Raw genomic sequence first — 19526 nt, 5'->3', positions numbered from 1 at the left:
CTGCCGGAAGGCAGCCTCTTTCTTTATCTGCCCGGTTTGAATAAACCTTTAAAAAAAAGAGCGATGGCCTTGAACAGGCGGGTGAAGAAATTCGGTCGGCTCAGTTTCGCAAGCTTCTTGAAGGCTTCAATTTTCTCTTCTTCCGTAAAATCCTTACGCCTGAGGTTTTCCTCAAGCTCCATGGCCAGTTTTTCCGGCTCGGAATTTATATCGACGACAATAGCGAAAACCGTTTTCCAGTTGAGCTGACGGGCGCACTGCATTCGGCGGTACCCCGATATGAGTTCCATCTTTTTATTGACGATTACGGGATGCATCTGGCCGTATTTTTCCATACTTTCCGCCAGCTGGCTTAAATCTCCCGTATTTTTTCTGACTCTTTTATTTATTACAATTTTATTTATGTCCAACTGCAAAGAAAACCTCCTTTACAACCGTCCGTCCGTAATGGAAAGTAAAGAGCCGGTCTCAGTAAAAAAACCGGCCTGTTTACTTCTTTAATCGAGAAGAGAATTCTCAGAATCCTCCTCAGTGTCCGAACCTGTATCGTTGAGGAAATCGAGATCAATATCGAGTCCTTCCAGTACATAATCATTATTGGCAAATGGATCGTCTATAGTGAGGTCAAGACCGGCATCGTAGGATTCATAGGAAATCGTCGTCAGCATTTTATCTGAATAGAACGTATTTCTGTATGCTCTGTTTTCGTGATAAGTCTCAACCACTTTCGGTTCGGTTCCGGCGATAAATACTTCAGTAATGGTATCTTCACTGTATTCACTGGGAAGCAGACCTGTGTCGGCATCGACTTCCACCTCGACAATTCCGGTTTCCGGTTTGTAAAAATCTTTAAGTGGAAGGCCCTGATGGATGGCTTTCATATACTGAGCCCAGGCGACACCGGTCGCCGTTGATCCTGTAAGCTCTGTTCCGAGAGATACGCCCTTCTTGTCGAAGCCGGCCCAGATAACTGTCGTGTAGTAGGGGGAGAATCCCGCTGCCCAGGCATCTTCCCAGTTCTGGGTCGTTCCGGTTTTACCGGCCATAGGCATACCGTCATAACCGCCGACTTCATGGCTTCTCCATCGGAGAGTTCCGGACTTGACAGTAGTTTCCATAAGATTTGTCATAATATAGGCAGCCTGAGGCGAGAGAATCTGTCTCTCATCTCCCATTTCTTTCTGCTTTTCTCTGAGTTCTTTTTCCGGATTGGAAATTACATTTCCGTCGCGGTCCAGAACGTAGCGGATCGCTATCGGCTCAACAGCCCGTCCCTGGTTGGCGAATGTTGCATAGGCTCTGGCCGTATGGACCGGAGCTATGGCGATAACGCCGAGAGCCAGCGGGAAGACTCTCGGAAATGTTTCGCTTATCTGAACGGGATCGGTCATTCCATAAAGCCTGGAAGCTCTTTCAATAGCCGCATCGAAACCGATACCTTCCATTATTTTGATAGAAGGTACGTTCATGGAGTTGGCAAGAGCTGTTCGCAGCAGAACATTGCCCATCCATTCGCCCCGGTAGTTCAAAGGCGTATAAGGCTGACCGTCGGGACTTGTAAAAACCGTCGGCCCGTCAAATATCCTCGAAGCGGTCGTAAACAAACCGGAAGATATGGCATAGGAGTAGAAAACCGGTTTGAAAGTCGATCCTGGCTGCAGAGAACCCTGAAGGGCTCTGTTCAGCTGGTTTCCTCTTTCGAACTTGCTTCCCCCTATCATTGCCAGTATATATCCGGTTTCATTATCCAGAGTTATAAGAGCTGTTTCAATGCTCGATTTATCGAGCTGGGAATCAATTTTATCATAGGAGAAGTCTACAACCGATTTAACTCCGTCCAGACCGAACATCTGGGAAACTATATCGAGCGTGGGAACTATCTGCTCTTCGTATAGGTTTTCAGCGTTTTTAATATCCTGCGATCCGGCCACGCGGATGCTGTCTATATTGAAAGCGAGAGAAAGCATATCGAAGATGGGAACGAATTCCTCATCGACGTAATCCATTCGCGTTCCCCGTCGGCTCTTATAAATCCTGTTCCAGTTCTGGAGATTGCGTTCGATTATTTCGTCGGCGTCTTTCTGATAATCAAGATTGAGGGTCGTGTGAACGGTATAACCGTCTCTCAGCATGTCCTGAGTCCCGTAAAGCATGTTGTCCAGTTCTCCGCGGACATATTCGCTGAACCAGGGAGCCTGGTCTTCTCTGTCGAAGAATGCTGTGGCAATGTTGTCCCGTGACCAGTCCCAATTATCCCAGAAGAGGATAAAAGAGTTGTCAGCTTCCTCCTGGGTTACATAGCCGTTTTTTACAACCTGGTTGAGAATATTTCTCTGCTGAACTTTTGCTCTTTCGGGCTGGCGGATCGGAGAATACAAGCCGGGAAGGGCGTATTGAATAACCAGCATGACATTTTCGGCAATGGTATTCTCGCTTGCAGGATGTTGAAAGAAATACTGGGATCCCGCTTCGACGCCGGAAACCCCGTGTCCCAGGTCCATTTTATTCAGATAGATTTCCAGAATCTCATACTTGGACAGCTGTCGTTCCAGCTGCCAGGCCCACCAGAGCTCACGTATTTTTCTGGTTACGGATTTATCCCGCCTGTCCGCATAGAGGTGACCTGCGACCTGCTGCGTCAGAGTACTTCCTCCGGAAGTGTAACTTCCGAACACATTGTTATAGAGGGCTCTTGAAAAACCGACTATATTGAATCCGTTATGATGGAAAAAAGCTGAATCCTCTCTGGTTATCAGGGCTTTCATCAGCGATTTGGGCAGCTCGGTTATGCTCACGACATCCCGTTTTTCATCACCGAAAAGTTCGGTAATAAGGTTTCCGTTTATATCGAGGAGCTGCGACGGCATCGCCGGCTGATAGACTCCGAAATTTTCCGTGTTAATGGTATTTCTTGTGATAGCCAGCGCGAAGCCCAGGCTGATTCCCAGTCCTGCAGATACAACTCCCATCATTGAGAGAAGTGCAATGAGAATGATTTTTCTCGATCCTGTAAAGTTCATATAGGTTAAATTACGTTGGCAGGTGCTTTTTGTCAAGCTGAATGGGGGCAAAGAAATAAGGGCCGGAAGATCCGGCCCACCCAAAGGGCGTCAACGACAGAATAGTAAACTGGGAGGGGCACTATGTCCGTCGCCGACACTAATATAATCGGTACAAAATTCCAATCATTTAATTTTTATGTATCAAAACATCCATCTGAAGGGAAATTGTCAGGGAATCGCCCGGTACAACGGTAAAATCCCGGCTGTACTGGTATCCCCCGATCTCAAAGACTATGGAGTGTTCTCCCGCATCCACCGTAATGGGATCCTCGGGATTTTTCCGGATTAGCTCCTCATCATCGAGATAGATTCCAATTCCCTCCGGTGCGTCAATCAGAATCTGGGGTTCCGAATAATTGAACTGGAGGTCCAGGAACTGCTTTTCTCCGGCATTTATAACAACGCTTGCTGTTTTGGACATTCCCGTAGAACTGGAAACGATCAGCTCATGGAGCCCTTCGTCGAGAATATAATCTCCTGAAGGCCATTTTACGGGCTGCCCGTCTATTGAAACGGAGAAGCTCTCATCTCCCTCTTCAAGACTGCTTCCCACTTTGAGGGACAACGAACCTTTGGGAGAATAGATCGGACGGCAGGTCAAGGTGAATTTTTCCGCGAATGCGCTGCCGGGAATACCTTTCATAATGGGTATTATCGTGGCGAGAAGCGGATACTCTCCTCTCGGCGTATATCCCGGAATCAAAATGGAATCGGCGTTCTGAACCATGGAATTATCTTCAAAAGCGGGTATCCTCAGATAGATATTATTCTGAACGGGAAGCATGCGCATAAATATCCTTGTACCCCTGTAAAAACGGCCGTTTTCCGATGGCTCGGGCGTAACATTCTTATACATATAGACCGCAAAGGAATTTCTGTACTGCTGAAGTTCTCTGGGCACTTCAATTTTCAGTTCAATTCCCTCGAGAAAGGACGTTTCCTTATCGAAAATGACAGCGGTTATTTCCTCGAGTGCCATTTCCACTGTATTTTCTTCTGCAAGGGAGAGTTCGCCAACGAACAGACCGTTAACATTTTCCGCCCAGAGAGAAAGAGAGAGAATGGTAGAGAAAAACACCATCAGCTTTTTTTTCATCAAAATTCTCCGGGAAAGAAGAGTGCGGGATTTACCGGGATGCCTTCTTTCCTTATTTCAAAATGTAAATGGGGGCCTGTGGAAATTCCCGTATTGCCCGACTCGGCAATGACCTGTCCTGACAGAACCCTATCATGAACTTTAACATTAACTCTATTAAGGTGGCTATATACCGTTTGGTATCCCCCTTCATGATCAATTATAATATATAAACCGTAATTTCCCAACATTCCTGTTCCCGAAATCACTCCGTCTTCCGATGCCAGCACATCTGTTCCTTCCTCGGCCCGGTAATCAATACCTGTGTGAAAGTGCCTGTTGCCCAGTACGGGATGAATGCGGTAACCGTATGCTGAAGTTACAACTGTTACAGCAAGAGGTTTTCTGAATAATGTCCGCAGGAAGAAAGCTCTTTCCTTACCCGAAAGATAGGATCCCGCCATGAATAAGTAGGGAGTCTTCCTTCCGCTTTTTGTTATATATATCTTCCTGCCCGTTTCCTTTCGCAGAGCGATAATTTCCTCCAGTCCTGTTTCCGGCAACCCCGAAACGAAAACGCCCGGACTATTGGGAATGAGAAGAATGTCTCCAGCCTTCAGGTCGTCCGGATGCTCGAGACCGTTAAGCGAAACTATGGTGTCATAACTCAGGTTGAGTATGGAGCTGATGGAAAATACAGAATCCTTCTCTTTAACGATGTACGTATAGAAATTCAAAGGAATAGAAGAACGACCGGCTTGAGATCTTTTATAATATTCTCCGATTTCATACTGAAGCTGAGCATAGTAGATATCAGATCTGTGAAAACGCCCGATTTCCGGATAATTGGCGAAGAGCGCAAGAGGAAGCATATATATGAGAAAGAGAAAGGATATTTTTTTCACAAAAAAGGTATGGCCGGATCAATAGGAACCGCTTTTCCTCCTGTTCCCAGTCCAAGAGGTCTGTCTTTTCTGTTATCTCCGTGGTAATCGGAGCCGCCGGTTTTAAAAAGTCCGAGATCATCGGCTATCAATTCCAGTCTTTTGCTTTTTCTCGGTTTGGCGCCGGAATGCCAGACTTCAATTCCTTCGATACCTTCTTCCTTCCAATTGGCCAGGCGTTCCGGTAATTTGCCCCAGGAAATAAAAAGCGACATGGGGTGGGCAATGACAGGATGTCCCCCTGCTCTTTTAATAAGGTCTATACCCTCTCTCAGGGAAAGAGCTTCTTTTTCAATATAAAAAGGTCTTCCGACAGCCAGATATTTTTCAAAGGCTTTGGCCGTATTTTTGACAAGCCCTTTTTTTACAAGAAGGGACGCGAAATGGGGGCGTCCGATGACCTGTCCCTTCGCCTCTTCAACAACCTGTTCGTAAGTGAGATCGATACCTTCGGAGTTTATCAGATTGACCATTTTAAGGTTCCTTTCGAGCCTTCGGTTCATTATCCCATGGAGGGCCGGAACCATTTCCTCTTTCCATTTCGTGATATTGAGGCCAAGCAAATGGAATTCTCCGGGCTTGAAGCTTATTTCCAGCTCAATTCCCGGAATCAGGCGAATTCCTATCTCTTCTGCACGGTTGGCAGCTTCTTCCAGGCCGGCGCATGTATCGTGGTCGGTCAGAGCTATCGTGGTTATCCCCTTATCCCGCGCAAGGTCCATCAGATCGGAAGGCGTATTGGTTCCATCCGATTCTGTGGAATGAGTGTGTAGATCTATCATATTAAAATGAGAATACTCTTTTTTTTATTGTTGATTCAAGATTGCAATGGTTTATAGTTGTTGACATGCCTATGCGGCAGTCTTATCATTTTATAGTAAGAGTCATTTCTACAGGAGCGAATGTGTCACCAAGAGCTGTTAATTTCCGTGCCGGTAATGTCATATACATGAAGGGGTTCAGAAACAGTTATGTTTATGTTCTGAAGTCCGGTGTTGTAAGCTTGAATTATCAGGATATTCAGACAGGCCAGGAAGATCAGGATCAGATACGTACAGGAGAGCTTTTCGGTGTTAAATCGGCCTTGGGCGGTTATACAACTGATGAACAGGCTCTCGCACTTGTCGATTCGACGGTTCTCGCCTTTACCGTTGAGGAATTCGAGCAGGTCGCATCCAATAATACGCGAATAATTATGAAGATGCTGAAGGTTTATTCAACCCAGCTCAGACGCATTCACAGGCAGGTTCAGAATCTCCTGTCAACCGGTGATAACAGAAATGCTGAAGAAGGTCTTTACAACGTTGGAATATATTATCATAACAATCAGAAATACCGGCAGTCGGTTGCGGCTTTCAAGCGCTATCTCATCCATTATCCCAGGGGAAAATTTCTCAATGATGTTAAGCAGAAGATAGATTACGGTAAGAGTATGTATTCGGAAGCGCCTTCCTCAACCGATGATGATGTCTCTTCCGGTTCCGGAGATATCTTTTCTTTTTCCGAAGCCATGGAATACTATGAATCGGGGGAATTCAGAAAAGCTCTTCAACTTTTCTCGAAAATACAGGAATCCCGGTCGCCGGACGCTGAGGAATCGGCTATGAGGATCGGCATTTGTCTTTTCCGTCTGGGAAGAGGAAGCGACGCTTCCATACGGCTCACGGATTTTATAAAAAAGAACGGACAGAGCCAGTACGTTCCTGAAGCCCTATACTATATCGGGGAATGCTACAAATCGAACAGGGATACGGAGAAGGCTGTCAGTTTTTACAAAAAAGCACTATCGATGAGCGACCCTTCCCAGCAGATTTACATACTGATTACCGAAACGTTACAGAAACTGGAAGGAGAGGGTAAATGAAACTTGATCTTTCCATGTTCGAGCGCTTTGCCGTTACGTATAATCCCGGTGACATCATCTTCTGCGAGTATGAACCGGGAGACAGCTTTTATCTCATTCAATCGGGGAAAGTCAAAATAGTCAAAATCTTCGGTAATATTGAAAAAACCCTGGATATTCTCAATCCCGGTGAATTTTTCGGAGAGATGGCTCTACTGGAGGAAGCCCCTAGAAGCGCAACTATAATCGCTGTCGAGCCTTGCAAGCTTCTTGAATTCAACAAGGAGAACTTTGAAATCCTGATGAAGGGAAATCCCCAAATGGCAATGAAGCTGCTCCGGTTGTTTACCAAACGGCTTTATGATCAGAAAAGGCGTTTCATGATTCTCACTCTTGATGATATAGATGCGAAAATCATGGATGTGTTCCTTATGCTTTTCGAGGTGGGGAATTACATCTCGGAAGACGTAGAAGCTTCCGGAAAAGTCGTCTTTAACAATTCTATTGATGATATAGCGCACTGGGCGGGAATTTCACCTGACGAATGTCAGCCTGTTTTGAATAATTTCTCAATTCAGAGAAAGATAGAGATAGATAACGACAGGATAACCGTTAAAAATATCAATGAGTTCAGAAGACAGGTCGATTCGAAAAGAAGGCGTCAGGAAGCTGTAGAAGAATAATTACGCATCGTCTTTATTGAGAAAATGCAATTCTTTCGCTATCTGATCGGCGCTGTCGGAATTCAATTCGACCAGCCTTCTCAAATGAATCATGCTTTCAACATCAATCTCTTCAAATCGAAATCCGAAATGATGGTTTTCCTGATGGACCAGCCTGGCGGTTGTTTTTATCTGGATGTCAGAGGATGACAGCTGAATGATGAGAGGGACAACCATGTGGAGTGTGTAATCTTCAATGCTGTCCGGATCAACAAGGATACCGTTTAGAGATATGTTGATAATCCCGAAATGTATCTCCTGATCGTTTTTTATGAAATAGCCCTTTGTGTGATAATCGGCTCTGTTGAACCTTCTGTGTTCTTTCATTAAATTACCCCTACTTAATTATTGAACAAAATACTTTTGTATGTCAATTTTGATTGAATAAAAGCTTATCAGATTATATGGAGGAGGCCGGATATGGGTGAAAGACCGCAAGTATCAGTCTACGGACTTTTTAAGCAGGCAGGAGGCATTTTATTAGGCAGTCTCATATATGGGATTGGTCTCTCCTGGTTTCTCCTGCCCTATAAAGTCGCTCCGGGAGGTGTCGGAGGGCTAAGTCAGATCTTTCTTCATTTTTTCGGGTGGAACGCCGGCATCTCCATGCTTGCAATGAATATTCCTCTCTGGCTGCTGGGTATCTTTTTTATCGGGCGGGAATTCGGTCTGGGAACATTCATCGGCTTTTTTATCAGTTCCCTTATGGTCGATCTGGTAGCCCCTGCCAGATTGTATAAATGGGGTCTCCTCGTTCCGCTTATAGAGAAATACAATATGGTTGACGGGAAGCTTAAACACATGTCCGAACTGGCGATGACTGATGAAATCCTGATCGCCACTATCGCCGGATCAATCTTTCTGGGAGTGGGTATCGGGCTTATCTTCAAATCCCGCGCTTCAACCGGCGGAACAGATATCCCTGTCGCTTTCCTGAAGAAAAAATTCAATATTTCAGTGGGTAACGGATATCTTATCATTGAAACGGCAATCATTCTTTTTACGGGAATCATGTTCGGTGACCTGAACCTTATCATGTGGAGTTATTTCGCCTTGTTTCTTTCTTCAAAATTCGTGGATATGGTTACCGAAGGACTTTCGCGCGTGAAAGCCGCCCACATCATCTGCAGCGACAATGAAGCGGCCGACAGAATAAAAGAACGCGTTTTTAATGAACTTGAACGGGGCGTTACCTATATATACGGAGAAGGGGGCTATACGGGACAGGAGAAAAAAATCCTATTCGTTTCCTTCAGTATCCGGCAGTCCGCGCAACTCAAATACATTATTCTTCAGGAAGATCCCGAAGCTTTCATCATTATGAATGAAGTTCACGATGTCATCGGCTCCGGTTTCAAAAGCCGCGGCATAAGTTTATAGAAAAAATCTTAAGTAAAAATCCCATCCTCCGATCATTTTAAGTAGAAGTTATGATCGGAGGATTACATGGTTAGAGGTATCTACACAGGCGCAAGCGGGATGCAGGCTCAGCAGCATCGAATGGATGCGCTCGCCAACAATCTGGCCAATGTGGATGTCACCGGATACAAAAAGGACACTTCCATTCAAAAGGCATTTCCCGAAATGCTCATGCGGCGGTTTAACGATGACGGAGTTCACCGGTTCCCTATCGGTTCTGTCGATGTGGCGCCTGTCGTCGGAAAACTGGGTACCGGTGTCGAATACAACGAATCCTTTACTGTTTTCACTCAGGGAGCTCTCAAGCAGACGGAAAATCCCTTCGATCTGGCTCTGGAAAGCGAAGGCTTTTTCTCCATTCAGACCAATGAAGGCGAACGGTATACGAGAAACGGATCTTTCATCCTCGGAAAAGAAGGGTATCTGCTGACTAAAGAAGGGTACCATGTCCTGGGAGAAAACGGACCGATTCAGATTAAAGCCAATAACTTTACAATTGATGAAGAGGGAAACGTCTGGCAGAATCTCGATTTTGCTGATGATCCCAACCGTCTGGTAACCATGGATGAGAACACCTGGGAAAACACGGAACTTGTCGATAAACTGAAAATCGTCGGTTTCGATGGTCAGGGCGACAGGTTTATTAAGAAGCAGGGAACATCCCTGTGGACCGACACAACCGAATCCGGTCCGGCCGCCATATTGAATGATAGCGGCAGACCGAAAGTCCGTCAGGGATTTCTCGAAGGCTCCAATGTTAATCCTGTTCGGGAAATGGTGGAAATGATTGAAGTGAACAGGGCGTATGAGGCCAATCAGAAAGTGATCAGCACACACGACAGCCTTCTCGATAAACTGATAAATAATGCGGCCAGATTTTAGGCTGCAGTGAGGAATAAATTATGATGAGATCATTATGGACTGCTGCTTCAGGGATGAATGCCCAGCAGTTTAACATCGACACAATTTCAAACAATCTTTCAAACGTCAACACGACGGGTTTTAAACAGGTTCGTGCGGACTTTGAGGATCTCCTCTATCAGACATCGAGAATAGCGGGAACGCCGGCTACCGAGGAAACAGTTGTGCCGACAGGAATTCAGGTCGGTCACGGTGTCAAAGTCGGCGCTTCACAGAGAATGTTCACTCAGGGGTCTCTTCAGAATACGGGGAATGAGGCCGATATCGCCATACAGGGTGAAGGCTTCTTCCGGACCCTTCAGCTGGACGGCACCTACGGCTACACCAGAGACGGATCATTTAAAATTGACTCAAACGGACAGTTTGTCACATCAAACGGAAACAAAATGCTCCCCGAGCTCGTTCTTCCCGAAGATTTTATCCGCGAAAGTCTGGCAATCAGTCAGGACGGTAGAGTCACGGTAAAAATTCCAGGGAATGATGATCCTATTCAGGTCGGGCAGCTTCAGATTTACAGATTTGTCAATCCTGCCGGTCTCCAGGCGATCGGAGACAACACGTATAAGATTACAAACGCTTCGGGCGATGCGATAACGGGAACGCCGGGTTTTGACGGAATGGGTAAAACCCTGCAGAAATTTATCGAGAATTCAAATGTCTCTGTAGTAAAAGAAATGGTTAACATGATAGTTGCCCAGAGAGCCTACGAGCTCAACTCGAAAGCGATTCAGACCTCGGATACCATGCTGGGAATCGCCAATAACCTGAAGAGATAAAACAGGAAGGAATAGCATATGGATGTAACAGCGACGGGAATGGCAAATTTTTCTAATTCTACAATCGATTCCTCTCTGAATTCCAGCCTTAGAAGTTCCCATTCTTCCGATGAGCAGAAACTGAGGGAAGCCACAGTGGAGTTTGAGGCTATGTTCATCAAACAGATGCTGAACAGTATGAAAAAAACAGTCACGAAAAGCGGGCTTCTCGATGGCGGAATGGGGCAGGATATTTTTGAAGATATGCTATACGATGAGTACGCCAAAAAAATGGCTCAGACGGCAAATCTGGGAATTTCTGATATGATGTTCCGACAATTATCGACTCAGAGACCTGAATTCTGAAAAAATTGAGTTATATTATTAGTTTGACTGTATAATATTCTATACAGATTCAATGATAAATTAAATAAAATGGCTTTAAGTATTTGAATAATCCCTTGTATTGCAAGGGATTATTTTTTATTTGTATGTAAATATAAGCTTTGGCACAGCTCTTGCATATTTTTGAGTAGGAGTTGTTATGAGTAAAAAGAGTACAATTGATCACGAAGATGCACTTAAAACCTATTTTGAACAAATCAGCCAATTCCCACTTTTAACATTCGAACAGGAAATGGACTTGTCCAGGCGGATCGAACAGGGCGACGAGCTTGCAAGACAGGAACTTATAAATTCAAATCTCAGGCTTGTCGTTAAAATTGCAAAGGCCTATACGGGAACCGATCTTAATCTTCTCGATCTGATTCAGGAAGGAAATCTCGGGTTGATTCGTTCAGCAGGCAAATTCGATTACAGAAAAAGTGTCAGATTCAGCACATACGCCTCATGGTGGATTAAACAATCCATTGTCAGAGCCATATCCAATAAAAAAAGAGCTATCAGACTTCCACACAGAAAAGAGGAAACGCTCAGAAGAATCCAGAGCACTATTAATACTCTGACACAAATAAATATGCGTAATCCATCCATTGAGGAAATAGCTGAATATGCGGGAATGGAACCGGACGAAGTTGTGTCTATACTGGAAATTTCCAATGCGGTTGTTTCTCTCGACAGTGAAATAAATCTGGACAACGGCACGCTTCTCGATGTCGTTGAGGATAATACCTATGCTCCTGATGAGGAATTGATCAGAAAGAGCATTAAGGAAGATACGGTCCGCTTTCTCGAAACTCTCATGGAAAGAGAAAAAGAGATACTGAAATACCGTTTTTCCTTTTATGGAGGAGAAAAATACACTTTAAAACGGATCGGAGAAGAGATGGGAATTTCTCCCGAAACTGTTCGGCAGATTGAAATCCGTGCTCTGAGAAAACTGAGAGATCAGGCTGAGGAGTACAAAGAGTTTCTCTTTAATTAAAAAAGCGGGCTACTTGACTTGTAAAAGCTTTAATCATAAATTCTCTTTATCGGGGACCGGTCGTAAGCTATCAACTTATTGACCGGCTCTGCAGCTTGCGCTGTTCTGAAACTTCCGGAACAGCCTTTTTATTTTCCGGCAAAACGTCCCAGGATGAATGACCGGGCAACAAGAGGCATATCATATGTTGGTATTAGGTATAGAGAGTTCCTGCGATGAATGTTCCGTAGCTGTCGTTGAAGATGGTAAAAGAATCCTGAGCAATGTCATCGCAACGCAGATAGATCTTCACAAACCCTTTAACGGAGTTGTTCCGGAAATCGCTTCACGTCTCCATACTGAATGGATTTATCCCGTGGTCGAGGAGTCTCTTGCCGAAGCGGGAGTCTCTGTGGATCAGATCGACGGCATCGCCGTAACCAACAGACCGGGGCTAGTCGGCTCTCTGCTTGTCGGGCTTTCCTTTGCCAAGGGGCTTGCATGGTCTCTAAACATCCCTTTTGTCGGTGTTGATCATATCCGGGCTCACCTCTATGCCCCTCACCTGGAGTACGAGATTGAGTATCCCTATATCGGTCTTCTCGTATCGGGCGGTCACACCATTATTTCCAAAGTATCCGGTTTCGACGATGTTGAGGTTCTGGGAACGACTATTGACGATGCCTGTGGAGAAGCTTTTGATAAAGTCGCCAAGTTTTATAATTTCGGTTACCCGGGCGGTGTCATCATTGATAAAATGTCTGAAAAAGGAGATCCGAAAGCGTTTTCCTTTCCCAAACCGAATCTGCATAAAGGGGATCATACTTATGATGTTTCCTATTCGGGATTGAAAACGGCCGTTATCAATCAGCTCGATCAGTTTCACAATGAAGGATATGAGAAATCTCCGGAGAATATCGCGGCGTCTTTTCAGAAAACTGCAATTGATATACTGATCAAAAGACTGAAGAAAGCTGTGAAAAATACCGGTTTGACCAGAGTTGTTGCTGGAGGCGGTGTTACGGCTAACAGCTATTTCAGAAAGGCTATATCTTCAATTTACGGAATCGAAGCCTATTACCCCTCTCTGAAGCTCTGTACGGATAATGGAGCCATGATAGCTGCCATAGGCTATCATTACCTGAAGAAGGGAGATGTCTCCGACCTAACAGTCAATGCTATGGCGAGAGTGGCTTCCTTTAAAAGGAAATATCCCTGATCCGGATTAATTGAATCGGAATTTAAAATTCTCTTCGATATAGCTCACCAGGTGGTTCATAGCATTTTCATACACGCTGTTCTCATATAATTGCAGATAGGGTTTCATAATTATGGAAGAACGCCGCATTTCATTGACCCAGGGGATCTGACCCGCCGTGCGGATTTTTTTTCCCAGATTCTTATCTGTGATTTTGATCAGTTTGTCGGTGATGAATTTTTCATCATCGTTCAATGACATATTAAAAATGACATGGGGGCTGAATTGTGTGAGGGAATGGCTGATTCTGCCGCTGAGCTCTTCACTGAAAGATCCTATGACTTTTACCAGATTGGAGAGATTGTTTTCTCCTTTTTCGATAGATTCCCTGCTGAATTCATTAAAATAATCTCTTTCCTCGCTATGAGGCGGGAGCGCCAGATAAATCAATCTGTACAGAGCATTTTTTAGAAAAGAATAGGCGTTCAGGAGCGCTGTGGTCTCGGGAATGGTCACGATAATATTCTCAGGAGAAATCAGAAAAAAATCGATGACGTTATAGGATGAACCGGATCCGATATCGAGAAGGATATAATCGGCTGTCAGCTCTCTTATGGATTTGATGATTTTCTTTTTCTGGAAATAGGGCAGATTGGCTGCTCCGGGAAAGAGAGAATCGCCGGTAATGAGGTAAAGCCGCTCAAATCCGGTTTCCTGAATGAGAGATTCGAAGGAATCCTCTCTCTTGTTGATGAAGTGACCCAGACCGGGTTTAATATTTTTTATACCCATGACCGTATGCAGATTGGATTCTCCCAGATCAAGGTCGATCATTATGACTGTTTTTCCCTTCCTGGCAAGTGAAATACCGAGATTGGCTACAGTCGTCGTTTTTCCGACTCCGCCTTTACCGCTGGCTACAGGTATAATTTGTTTCATATTAGTATGATAATTTGCGCAACTTGGTTTATGCAAGGAGAAAATCTGTTCGCGTCCACTTATCGGGAATAGCCGTGAGGGTAAAACAGGCAATTGACAGAGCGGGTTGTGGCGATTAGTATCACCTTTGTGACTAAAAAAAATACAAGGCAGGTACAAGTTGAAAGAGTTTAATCTTGATGATGTCATCAGAAAAGTTCCCGATTTTCCCAAACCGGGTATTCTTTTTTATGATATTACAAGCATTATGATGAATCCCGAGGCGTTTAAATGGGTATTGGATAAAATGGCTGAGGTTTTTTCAAGCCGTAATATCGGTGCCGTCGCCGCAGTTGAATCGAGGGGATTCATTTTTGCTGCCCCCCTTGCCGAAAAACTGGGACTTCCGCTGATCCTTGTCCGCAAGGCGGGAAAACTTCCCGGGGAGACTCTAAAAAAATCATACGAACTCGAGTACGGCGAAGCGACCATAGAAATTCATAAAGCGGATATCCCCGTGGGAAAGAATGTCCTTATCGTTGATGATCTGCTGGCGACAGGCGGAACTCTAAAAGCGGCTGCTGATCTGCTGATTGAAGGCGGAGCGGAAGTAACCGATGTTTTCAGTGTTATAGGTCTTCCGTTTCTCAACTATTCGGAAGTACTCAAAGACTTTAAAATAACTACATTTATAGACTATGATAGTGAATAAAATATTCTATTTATTCATTATATTTGCATAGAATTCGGTTTATATACATAAAAACTCTAAAAAAATAAAAAAAATGGAATAAATACACAAAAAGTGTTTGCCATAGATCCCCCTTTTATATTACAAATACGAAAATGTTTTAAAAGGCTGGTGAAATGAAAGTAAACTCTTTTCTCATTCTTGAAGACGGCGCGGTCTTCAAGGGATTCGGTTGGGGAGCGGCAATCCCTCTTGTCAGTGAGTTGAAAAAAGGGAATACCGATGATTGTCCCGTCGGCGAAGTCGTCTTCAATACTTCCATGACGGGATATCAGGAGATCGTGACGGATCCTTCTTATACGGGACAGATTGTCCTGATGACTTATCCGCACATAGGTAATTACGGTACCGAGGAAAAGTGGTCCCAGACGGGTCCGCACAGTTCCGGTGATTCTTCCCGAGGGAAGCAGGCCGCCGCTTTGGTTGTCAGGTCGTTTTATAATGGACCGGTAGCTGAAGGGCGGCTTTTTTTTAATGATTTCCTTAAGAAAGAGGGAATCCGCTGTATTTCCGATATAGATACGCGGGCTCTGACTCTCAGTCTGCGGAATGAAGGCAGCCGGAACGGCGTCATTGTAAGAAGTGATAGTAAAACTCTCAGCGAGGGCGAGGTGGCTCTTGCTCTTGATTACCTTAAATCCATTCCCTCCATGGAGGGGAGGAACCTTATCGATGAGCTCGGGACTGATATGACAGTCTCTCCTGAGAGACCCGATTCAAAAGCACTCGATTTTGCTCTGATCGATTGCGGTATTAAAAAGGGAATCGTACAGGAGATGGAGAGCCGGAGCGTCAATATTACGCTCTTCCCTTCGACGGTTACTAAAAAAGAGTTACTGGCAGCCGGAATGGATGCAGTTCTTTTTTCCAATGGTCCCGGGGATCCGGCGGTTCTGGAAAATCAGATCGGTCTATGCCGTTCACTTATCGGTGAGGTTCCCCTTTTCGGCATATGTCTCGGCCATCAGATAATGGGACTCGCCCTCGGCGGGAAAACGGAGAAAATGAAGTTCGGCCATCACGGAGGAAATCATCCCGTTCGCGATGAAGATACAGGCCGGGTTTTCGTTACGGCTCAGAATCATGGATTTATGGTCGATGAGACATCTCTCCCATCGGATGTTTCCATTCGCTTCAGAAACGCAAACGATCAGTCTGTTGAAGGTCTTATATCCCGGGATAAAAAAATATTTACAACCCAGTTCCACCCCGAAGCGGAACCGGGACCCGATGATTCTACCTGGATATTCGACGAATTCGTAAAACTGACAAAAGAATGGGAGGGGAAATAATGCCAGCAGATAAGAGCATAAAAAAGATATTGATAATCGGTTCCGGTCCCATTGTGATCGGCCAGGCCTGCGAGTTTGATTATTCGGGAACGCAGGCCGTCAAATCCCTGAAAAAAGAGGGCTATGAAGTCATTCTGGTCAATCCCAACCCGGCTACGGTCATGACCACTCCCGGTACGGCGGATAAGATCTATATTGAACCGCTTTCCGTTCCCTATGTGGAAAAGATAATCGAAGAGGAAAACCCCGATGCCATACTCTCCACTATGGGGGGGCAGACGGCTTTGAACCTTACACTGGCCCTTGATAAAGCCGGTGTGCTCAAAAAACACAATGTCAAAATAATCGGTGCCAATATCGAAGCGATCAATCTGGCTGAAGACAGGAGGCTTTTCAAGGAAGTCGTAGCGTGGCTGGGGCTGGAATCGGCCAAATCAACTATTACGGGTGATCGCGACGAAGCTGTCGAAATGGGACGCAAATGGGGGTATCCACTGGTTGTCAGACCCAGCTTTACACTCGGTGGGATGGGAGGTGCTATCGCTTCTTCGGAAGAGGAGCTCATATCGGTATTCGAAAAAGCTCTGATCGAAAGCCCCGTCGGCGAAGCTCTTATAGAAGAATGTCTTATCGGATGGAAAGAATTCGAAATGGAAGTCATGCGCGATAAAGGAGATAATGCCATTATCGTCTGTTCTATCGAAAACATAGATCCCATGGGAGTGCACACGGGAGACAGCATCACAATTGCCCCGATTCAGACTCTGTCTGATTCGGAATATCAGAAAATGCGCACCGCATCTATTGATATTTTAAGAGCTGTCGGCGTTGACTGCGGAGGAGCCAATGTCCAGTTTGCCGTTGATCCGGTAACGGGACGGCAGATTGTCATCGAAATGAACCCCCGTGTCTCACGCTCTTCGGCTCTGGCCAGCAAAGCGACAGGATTTCCCATCGCTTCCTGCAGCGCTCAGCTCGCTGTCGGTTACACTCTTGATGAAATCGTCAATGAAATAACCGGAAAGTCCGTTTCCTGCTTTGAACCGGCTCTGGATTATTGTGCCGTTAAGGTTCCCCGATTCGAGACAGAGAAATTTCCTCTGAGCGGAACGGCTCTCGGCACGCAGATGCGATCGGTCGGGGAAGCCCTCGCCATAGGCCGCACAGCAGAAGAAGCATTGAATAAGGCCATCTGCGCAGCGGAAATAGGCTTTGAAGGTATTGAAGAGCTCTCTGTCTCCGATGAGGAGATCAATACCATGCTGACGACAGCGAATCCTTTCCGCATTCTGGCTGCCTACACGGTTCTGAAAAAAGAAGGTTCCGGGGCAATGGACAAACTCAATGAAATTACCGGCTTTGACAAATGGTTTCTCCATATGCTCTCCAGTCAGGTCGAATTGGAAAACAGTCTCGCTTCTTCCGGCATAAACGGTCTGGACGAAGACCTGCTTATGGACGCCAAGAGAATGGGATTGACGGATAAACGGATCGGCAAACTTGTCGGAGTTAAGGGGGCGGAGATAAAAGCCTTAAGAAAATCTCTTGATATGAAGCCTTCCTATCACTTTGTCGACACCTGCGCCGGTGAGTTTACAGCCGAGACGCCATATTTTTATTCGACCTGGGGCGAGATCGACGAAGGCGGTTCGGAAGACTGTAAAAAAGTCGTCATCATATCCAGCGGGCCTAATAGAATCGGGCAGGGGCTTGAGTTTGATACCTGCTGCACATTGGCCTCTAAAGCCTGGAGAAACAGAGGCTATAAAACCATAATGGTAAACTCCAATCCCGAAACGGTTTCGACCGATTACAATGTTTCGGACCGGCTCTATCTGGAACCGCTCAGTAACGAACATGTCATCTCGGTTATCGAAAAGGAAAAGGCCCATAAAGTCGTCGTTCAGCTCGGAGGGCAAACGCCCCTCAATATGGCGGGCGATCTTCTGGAAGCCGGAGCGGAGCTTACAGGAACCAGTCTTGAAAGCATCAATACCGCGGAAGACAGAAAACTTTTTGCCGCCATGCTCGACAAGCTCAATTTAAAACAGCCCCGGAATAAAACAGCGCTTACCAATGAAAATGTCATCAAGTTCGCTCACGAGATCGGTTATCCCGTTCTGCTCAGGCCTTCATTCGTTCTCGGGGGAAAAAGCATGTTTATCGCCTATAATGACGATGAGTTGAATGAGTACCTCAGCAAAGCTGTCCGGGTATCAGAAGAGAGCCCTCTTCTTGTCGATCAGTTTCTGGAAGATGCATTCGAATATGATCTGGATGCTGTGGCTGATGGCGAGAACATCTATGTAGGGGGTATTCTGCAGCATATTGAAGCGGCGGGAATCCATAGCGGAGACTCGGCCTGCGTTATACCTCCCTACAAATCAAAGGATGCAATCCTCCGGGAGATGGAGAGAGCCGCATGGGATATCAGTCGCGAGCTCAATGTGCAGGGGTTCCTCAATATACAGTTTGCCGTAAAAGATGATGTTCTTTATATTATCGAGGTAAATCCCCGGGCTTCCCGAACTGTTCCCTTCCTGTCGAAAGTAACAGGAGTGGATCTTGTCGATGCGGCGGTAAAAGTCTGGGATGGAGAGAATCTCAAAAAGCAGAAGCTGGTAGATGATTCGGGAATAGCGAGAGGAGAGTGCATCACCGGATGGGCCGTTAAGGAAGCCGTATTTTCCTTTGACCGGTTTACCGGGCAGGATCCCATTCTCGGACCTGAAATGAAGTCGACCGGAGAAGCTGCGGGAACGGGCAGTTCTTTCGGTGAGGCATTCGCCAAAGCCCAGATTGCCGTGAACACTCATCTTCCCTCGAAAGGGCGGGTTTACGTTTCTGTCAACAAACGGGACCGGGAGACTATTCTTCCCGTAGTAAAAGAGTTTATCGATATGGGATTCGATATCGCCGCGACCCGGGGTACAGCCGATTTTCTTTTTTCTAAAGGAATCTTTGCCGAAGTTATTCTGAAAATTCACGAAGGCCACCCCAATGTTGTGGATCATATGGCTGCCGGCAGGATAGATCTTCTTATCAATACGCCGATGGGACAGTTCTCCCAGTATGGAGATACTTACATCCGAGCCGAAGCTGTGAGAAGAAAAATACCTTATACCACAACGACCAGTGCGGCTCAGGCGGCTGTTAAGGGAATTGAGTGGATCAGGAAAGGTGCTCTCTCGATAAGTCCTCTGCCGGACTTCAGGAAATAAAAAAAGGCGGCTCCGATTGCGGGCCGCCTTATTTTTATTGTC

Annotated in this window: 18 protein-coding genes; 11 read left to right on the top strand and 7 right to left on the bottom strand. The window is 45.7% G+C overall.

Annotated elements, in window-relative coordinates; all coding sequences use genetic code 11:
- Window positions 1–23 precede the first annotated feature (23 nt).
- From HNR50_RS03480 to HNR50_RS03460, 5 genes are all read right to left on the bottom strand, one after another.
- Entirely contained in the window at window positions 24–416 is a 393-nt protein-coding gene (locus HNR50_RS03480) for a ParB N-terminal domain-containing protein (RefSeq protein WP_184743796.1), read from the bottom strand.
- Window positions 417–497: 81 nt separating this feature from the next.
- Window positions 498–3020, bottom strand: a complete 2523-nt coding sequence (locus HNR50_RS03475) for a penicillin-binding protein 1A (RefSeq protein WP_184743793.1) — start codon at window positions 3018–3020, stop codon at window positions 498–500.
- Between the two features lie 169 nt (window positions 3021–3189).
- A complete protein-coding gene (locus HNR50_RS03470) occupies window positions 3190–4158 on the bottom strand; it encodes a hypothetical protein (protein ID WP_184743790.1) in 969 nt (322 codons plus the stop codon).
- Window positions 4158–5042, bottom strand: coding sequence for a peptidoglycan DD-metalloendopeptidase family protein (locus HNR50_RS03465; RefSeq protein WP_184743787.1), 885 nt, complete (start codon window positions 5040–5042; stop codon window positions 4158–4160). The genes HNR50_RS03470 and HNR50_RS03465 overlap by 1 nt, the downstream gene beginning before the upstream one ends.
- The gene (locus HNR50_RS03460) at window positions 5039–5863 is read right to left on the bottom strand and encodes a PHP domain-containing protein (protein ID WP_184743784.1); all 825 of its coding nucleotides are present in this window, start codon (window positions 5861–5863) and stop codon (window positions 5039–5041) included. Before HNR50_RS03460 ends, HNR50_RS03465 begins: the two co-directional genes overlap by 4 nt.
- 122 nt (window positions 5864–5985) lie before the next feature.
- Here HNR50_RS03460 and HNR50_RS03455 point away from each other — a divergent pair, with 122 nt between their 5' ends.
- Window positions 5986–6945, top strand: coding sequence for a cyclic nucleotide-binding domain-containing protein (locus HNR50_RS03455; protein ID WP_184743782.1), 960 nt, complete (start codon window positions 5986–5988; stop codon window positions 6943–6945).
- Window positions 6942–7607 carry a Crp/Fnr family transcriptional regulator gene (locus HNR50_RS03450; RefSeq protein WP_184743779.1) on the top strand — a complete coding sequence of 222 codons (666 nt, stop codon included), beginning with the start codon at window positions 6942–6944 and terminating at the stop codon, window positions 7605–7607. The genes HNR50_RS03455 and HNR50_RS03450 overlap by 4 nt, the downstream gene beginning before the upstream one ends.
- On the opposite strand, the gene HNR50_RS03445 is transcribed toward HNR50_RS03450, so the two are convergent.
- Complete coding sequence (locus HNR50_RS03445; RefSeq protein WP_184743776.1) at window positions 7608–7973, bottom strand: PilZ domain-containing protein; 366 nt, start codon at window positions 7971–7973, stop codon at window positions 7608–7610.
- A 93-nt stretch (window positions 7974–8066) separates the two neighbouring features.
- Between HNR50_RS03445 and HNR50_RS03440 the strand changes: the two genes are divergently transcribed.
- From HNR50_RS03440 to tsaD, 6 genes are all read left to right on the top strand, one after another.
- Window positions 8067–9026, top strand: coding sequence for a YitT family protein (locus HNR50_RS03440; RefSeq protein ID WP_184743773.1), 960 nt, complete (start codon window positions 8067–8069; stop codon window positions 9024–9026).
- A 66-nt stretch (window positions 9027–9092) separates the two neighbouring features.
- On the top strand, window positions 9093–9947 hold the full coding sequence (flgF, locus tag HNR50_RS03435; protein WP_184743770.1) for a flagellar basal-body rod protein FlgF: 855 nt from the start codon (window positions 9093–9095) through the stop codon (window positions 9945–9947).
- Between the two features lie 20 nt (window positions 9948–9967).
- On the top strand, window positions 9968–10762 hold the full coding sequence (gene flgG, locus HNR50_RS03430; RefSeq protein ID WP_184743767.1) for a flagellar basal-body rod protein FlgG: 795 nt from the start codon (window positions 9968–9970) through the stop codon (window positions 10760–10762).
- A gap of 18 nt (window positions 10763–10780) precedes the next feature.
- A complete protein-coding gene (locus tag HNR50_RS03425; protein WP_184743763.1) occupies window positions 10781–11107 on the top strand; it encodes a rod-binding protein in 327 nt (108 codons plus the stop codon).
- Between the two features lie 178 nt (window positions 11108–11285).
- Window positions 11286–12125, top strand: coding sequence for a sigma-70 family RNA polymerase sigma factor (locus HNR50_RS03420; protein ID WP_184743760.1), 840 nt, complete (start codon window positions 11286–11288; stop codon window positions 12123–12125).
- Between the two features lie 184 nt (window positions 12126–12309).
- Window positions 12310–13323: a tRNA (adenosine(37)-N6)-threonylcarbamoyltransferase complex transferase subunit TsaD gene (gene tsaD, locus HNR50_RS03415; protein ID WP_184743757.1), complete on the top strand. Its 1014-nt coding sequence runs from the start codon at window positions 12310–12312 to the stop codon at window positions 13321–13323.
- A gap of 6 nt (window positions 13324–13329) precedes the next feature.
- Here the strand turns inward: tsaD and HNR50_RS03410 are convergent, their stop codons facing one another.
- Window positions 13330–14241, bottom strand: a complete 912-nt coding sequence (locus HNR50_RS03410) for a nucleotide-binding protein (RefSeq protein WP_184743754.1) — start codon at window positions 14239–14241, stop codon at window positions 13330–13332.
- Between the two features lie 160 nt (window positions 14242–14401).
- Here HNR50_RS03410 and HNR50_RS03405 point away from each other — a divergent pair, with 160 nt between their 5' ends.
- The 3 genes from HNR50_RS03405 (at window position 14402) to carB (ending at window position 19484) form a co-directional block, all read left to right on the top strand.
- Window positions 14402–14932, top strand: a complete 531-nt coding sequence (locus HNR50_RS03405) for an adenine phosphoribosyltransferase (protein WP_184743751.1) — start codon at window positions 14402–14404, stop codon at window positions 14930–14932.
- A 155-nt stretch (window positions 14933–15087) separates the two neighbouring features.
- Window positions 15088–16263: a glutamine-hydrolyzing carbamoyl-phosphate synthase small subunit gene (gene carA / locus HNR50_RS03400; RefSeq protein WP_184743749.1), complete on the top strand. Its 1176-nt coding sequence runs from the start codon at window positions 15088–15090 to the stop codon at window positions 16261–16263.
- Complete coding sequence (carB, locus tag HNR50_RS03395; RefSeq protein WP_184743746.1) at window positions 16263–19484, top strand: carbamoyl-phosphate synthase large subunit; 3222 nt, start codon at window positions 16263–16265, stop codon at window positions 19482–19484. Before carA ends, carB begins: the two co-directional genes overlap by 1 nt.
- Window positions 19485–19526: the final 42 nt, after the last annotated feature.

It is taken from the genome of Spirochaeta isovalerica, assembly GCF_014207565.1.
Classification (GTDB): Bacteria; Spirochaetota; Spirochaetia; order DSM-2461; family DSM-2461; genus Spirochaeta_F; species Spirochaeta_F isovalerica.
Note: the sequence above shows the minus strand (reverse complement) of the source record. Positions and strands in the feature narration are given on the sequence as shown.

What these genes read in the sequence shown, in the direction of transcription:
- HNR50_RS03445 (WP_184743776.1), bottom strand. Translation starts at nt 7,973, where the DNA reads ATGAAAGAACACAGAAGGTTCAACAGAGCCGATTATCACACAAAGGGC.
- carB (WP_184743746.1), top strand. Translation starts at nt 16,263, where the DNA reads ATGCCAGCAGATAAGAGCATAAAAAAGATATTGATAATCGGTTCCGGT.
- tsaD (WP_184743757.1), top strand. Translation starts at nt 12,310, where the DNA reads ATGTTGGTATTAGGTATAGAGAGTTCCTGCGATGAATGTTCCGTAGCT.
- HNR50_RS03425 (WP_184743763.1), top strand. Translation starts at nt 10,781, where the DNA reads ATGGATGTAACAGCGACGGGAATGGCAAATTTTTCTAATTCTACAATC.
- flgG (WP_184743767.1), top strand. Translation starts at nt 9,968, where the DNA reads ATGATGAGATCATTATGGACTGCTGCTTCAGGGATGAATGCCCAGCAG.
- HNR50_RS03475 (WP_184743793.1), bottom strand. Translation starts at nt 3,020, where the DNA reads ATGAACTTTACAGGATCGAGAAAAATCATTCTCATTGCACTTCTCTCA.
- HNR50_RS03450 (WP_184743779.1), top strand. Translation starts at nt 6,942, where the DNA reads ATGAAACTTGATCTTTCCATGTTCGAGCGCTTTGCCGTTACGTATAAT.
- flgF (WP_184743770.1), top strand. Translation starts at nt 9,093, where the DNA reads ATGGTTAGAGGTATCTACACAGGCGCAAGCGGGATGCAGGCTCAGCAG.
- HNR50_RS03470 (WP_184743790.1), bottom strand. Translation starts at nt 4,158, where the DNA reads ATGAAAAAAAAGCTGATGGTGTTTTTCTCTACCATTCTCTCTCTTTCT.
- HNR50_RS03440 (WP_184743773.1), top strand. Translation starts at nt 8,067, where the DNA reads ATGGGTGAAAGACCGCAAGTATCAGTCTACGGACTTTTTAAGCAGGCA.
- HNR50_RS03410 (WP_184743754.1), bottom strand. Translation starts at nt 14,241, where the DNA reads ATGAAACAAATTATACCTGTAGCCAGCGGTAAAGGCGGAGTCGGAAAA.
- HNR50_RS03460 (WP_184743784.1), bottom strand. Translation starts at nt 5,863, where the DNA reads ATGATAGATCTACACACTCATTCCACAGAATCGGATGGAACCAATACG.
- carA (WP_184743749.1), top strand. Translation starts at nt 15,088, where the DNA reads ATGAAAGTAAACTCTTTTCTCATTCTTGAAGACGGCGCGGTCTTCAAG.
- HNR50_RS03420 (WP_184743760.1), top strand. Translation starts at nt 11,286, where the DNA reads ATGAGTAAAAAGAGTACAATTGATCACGAAGATGCACTTAAAACCTAT.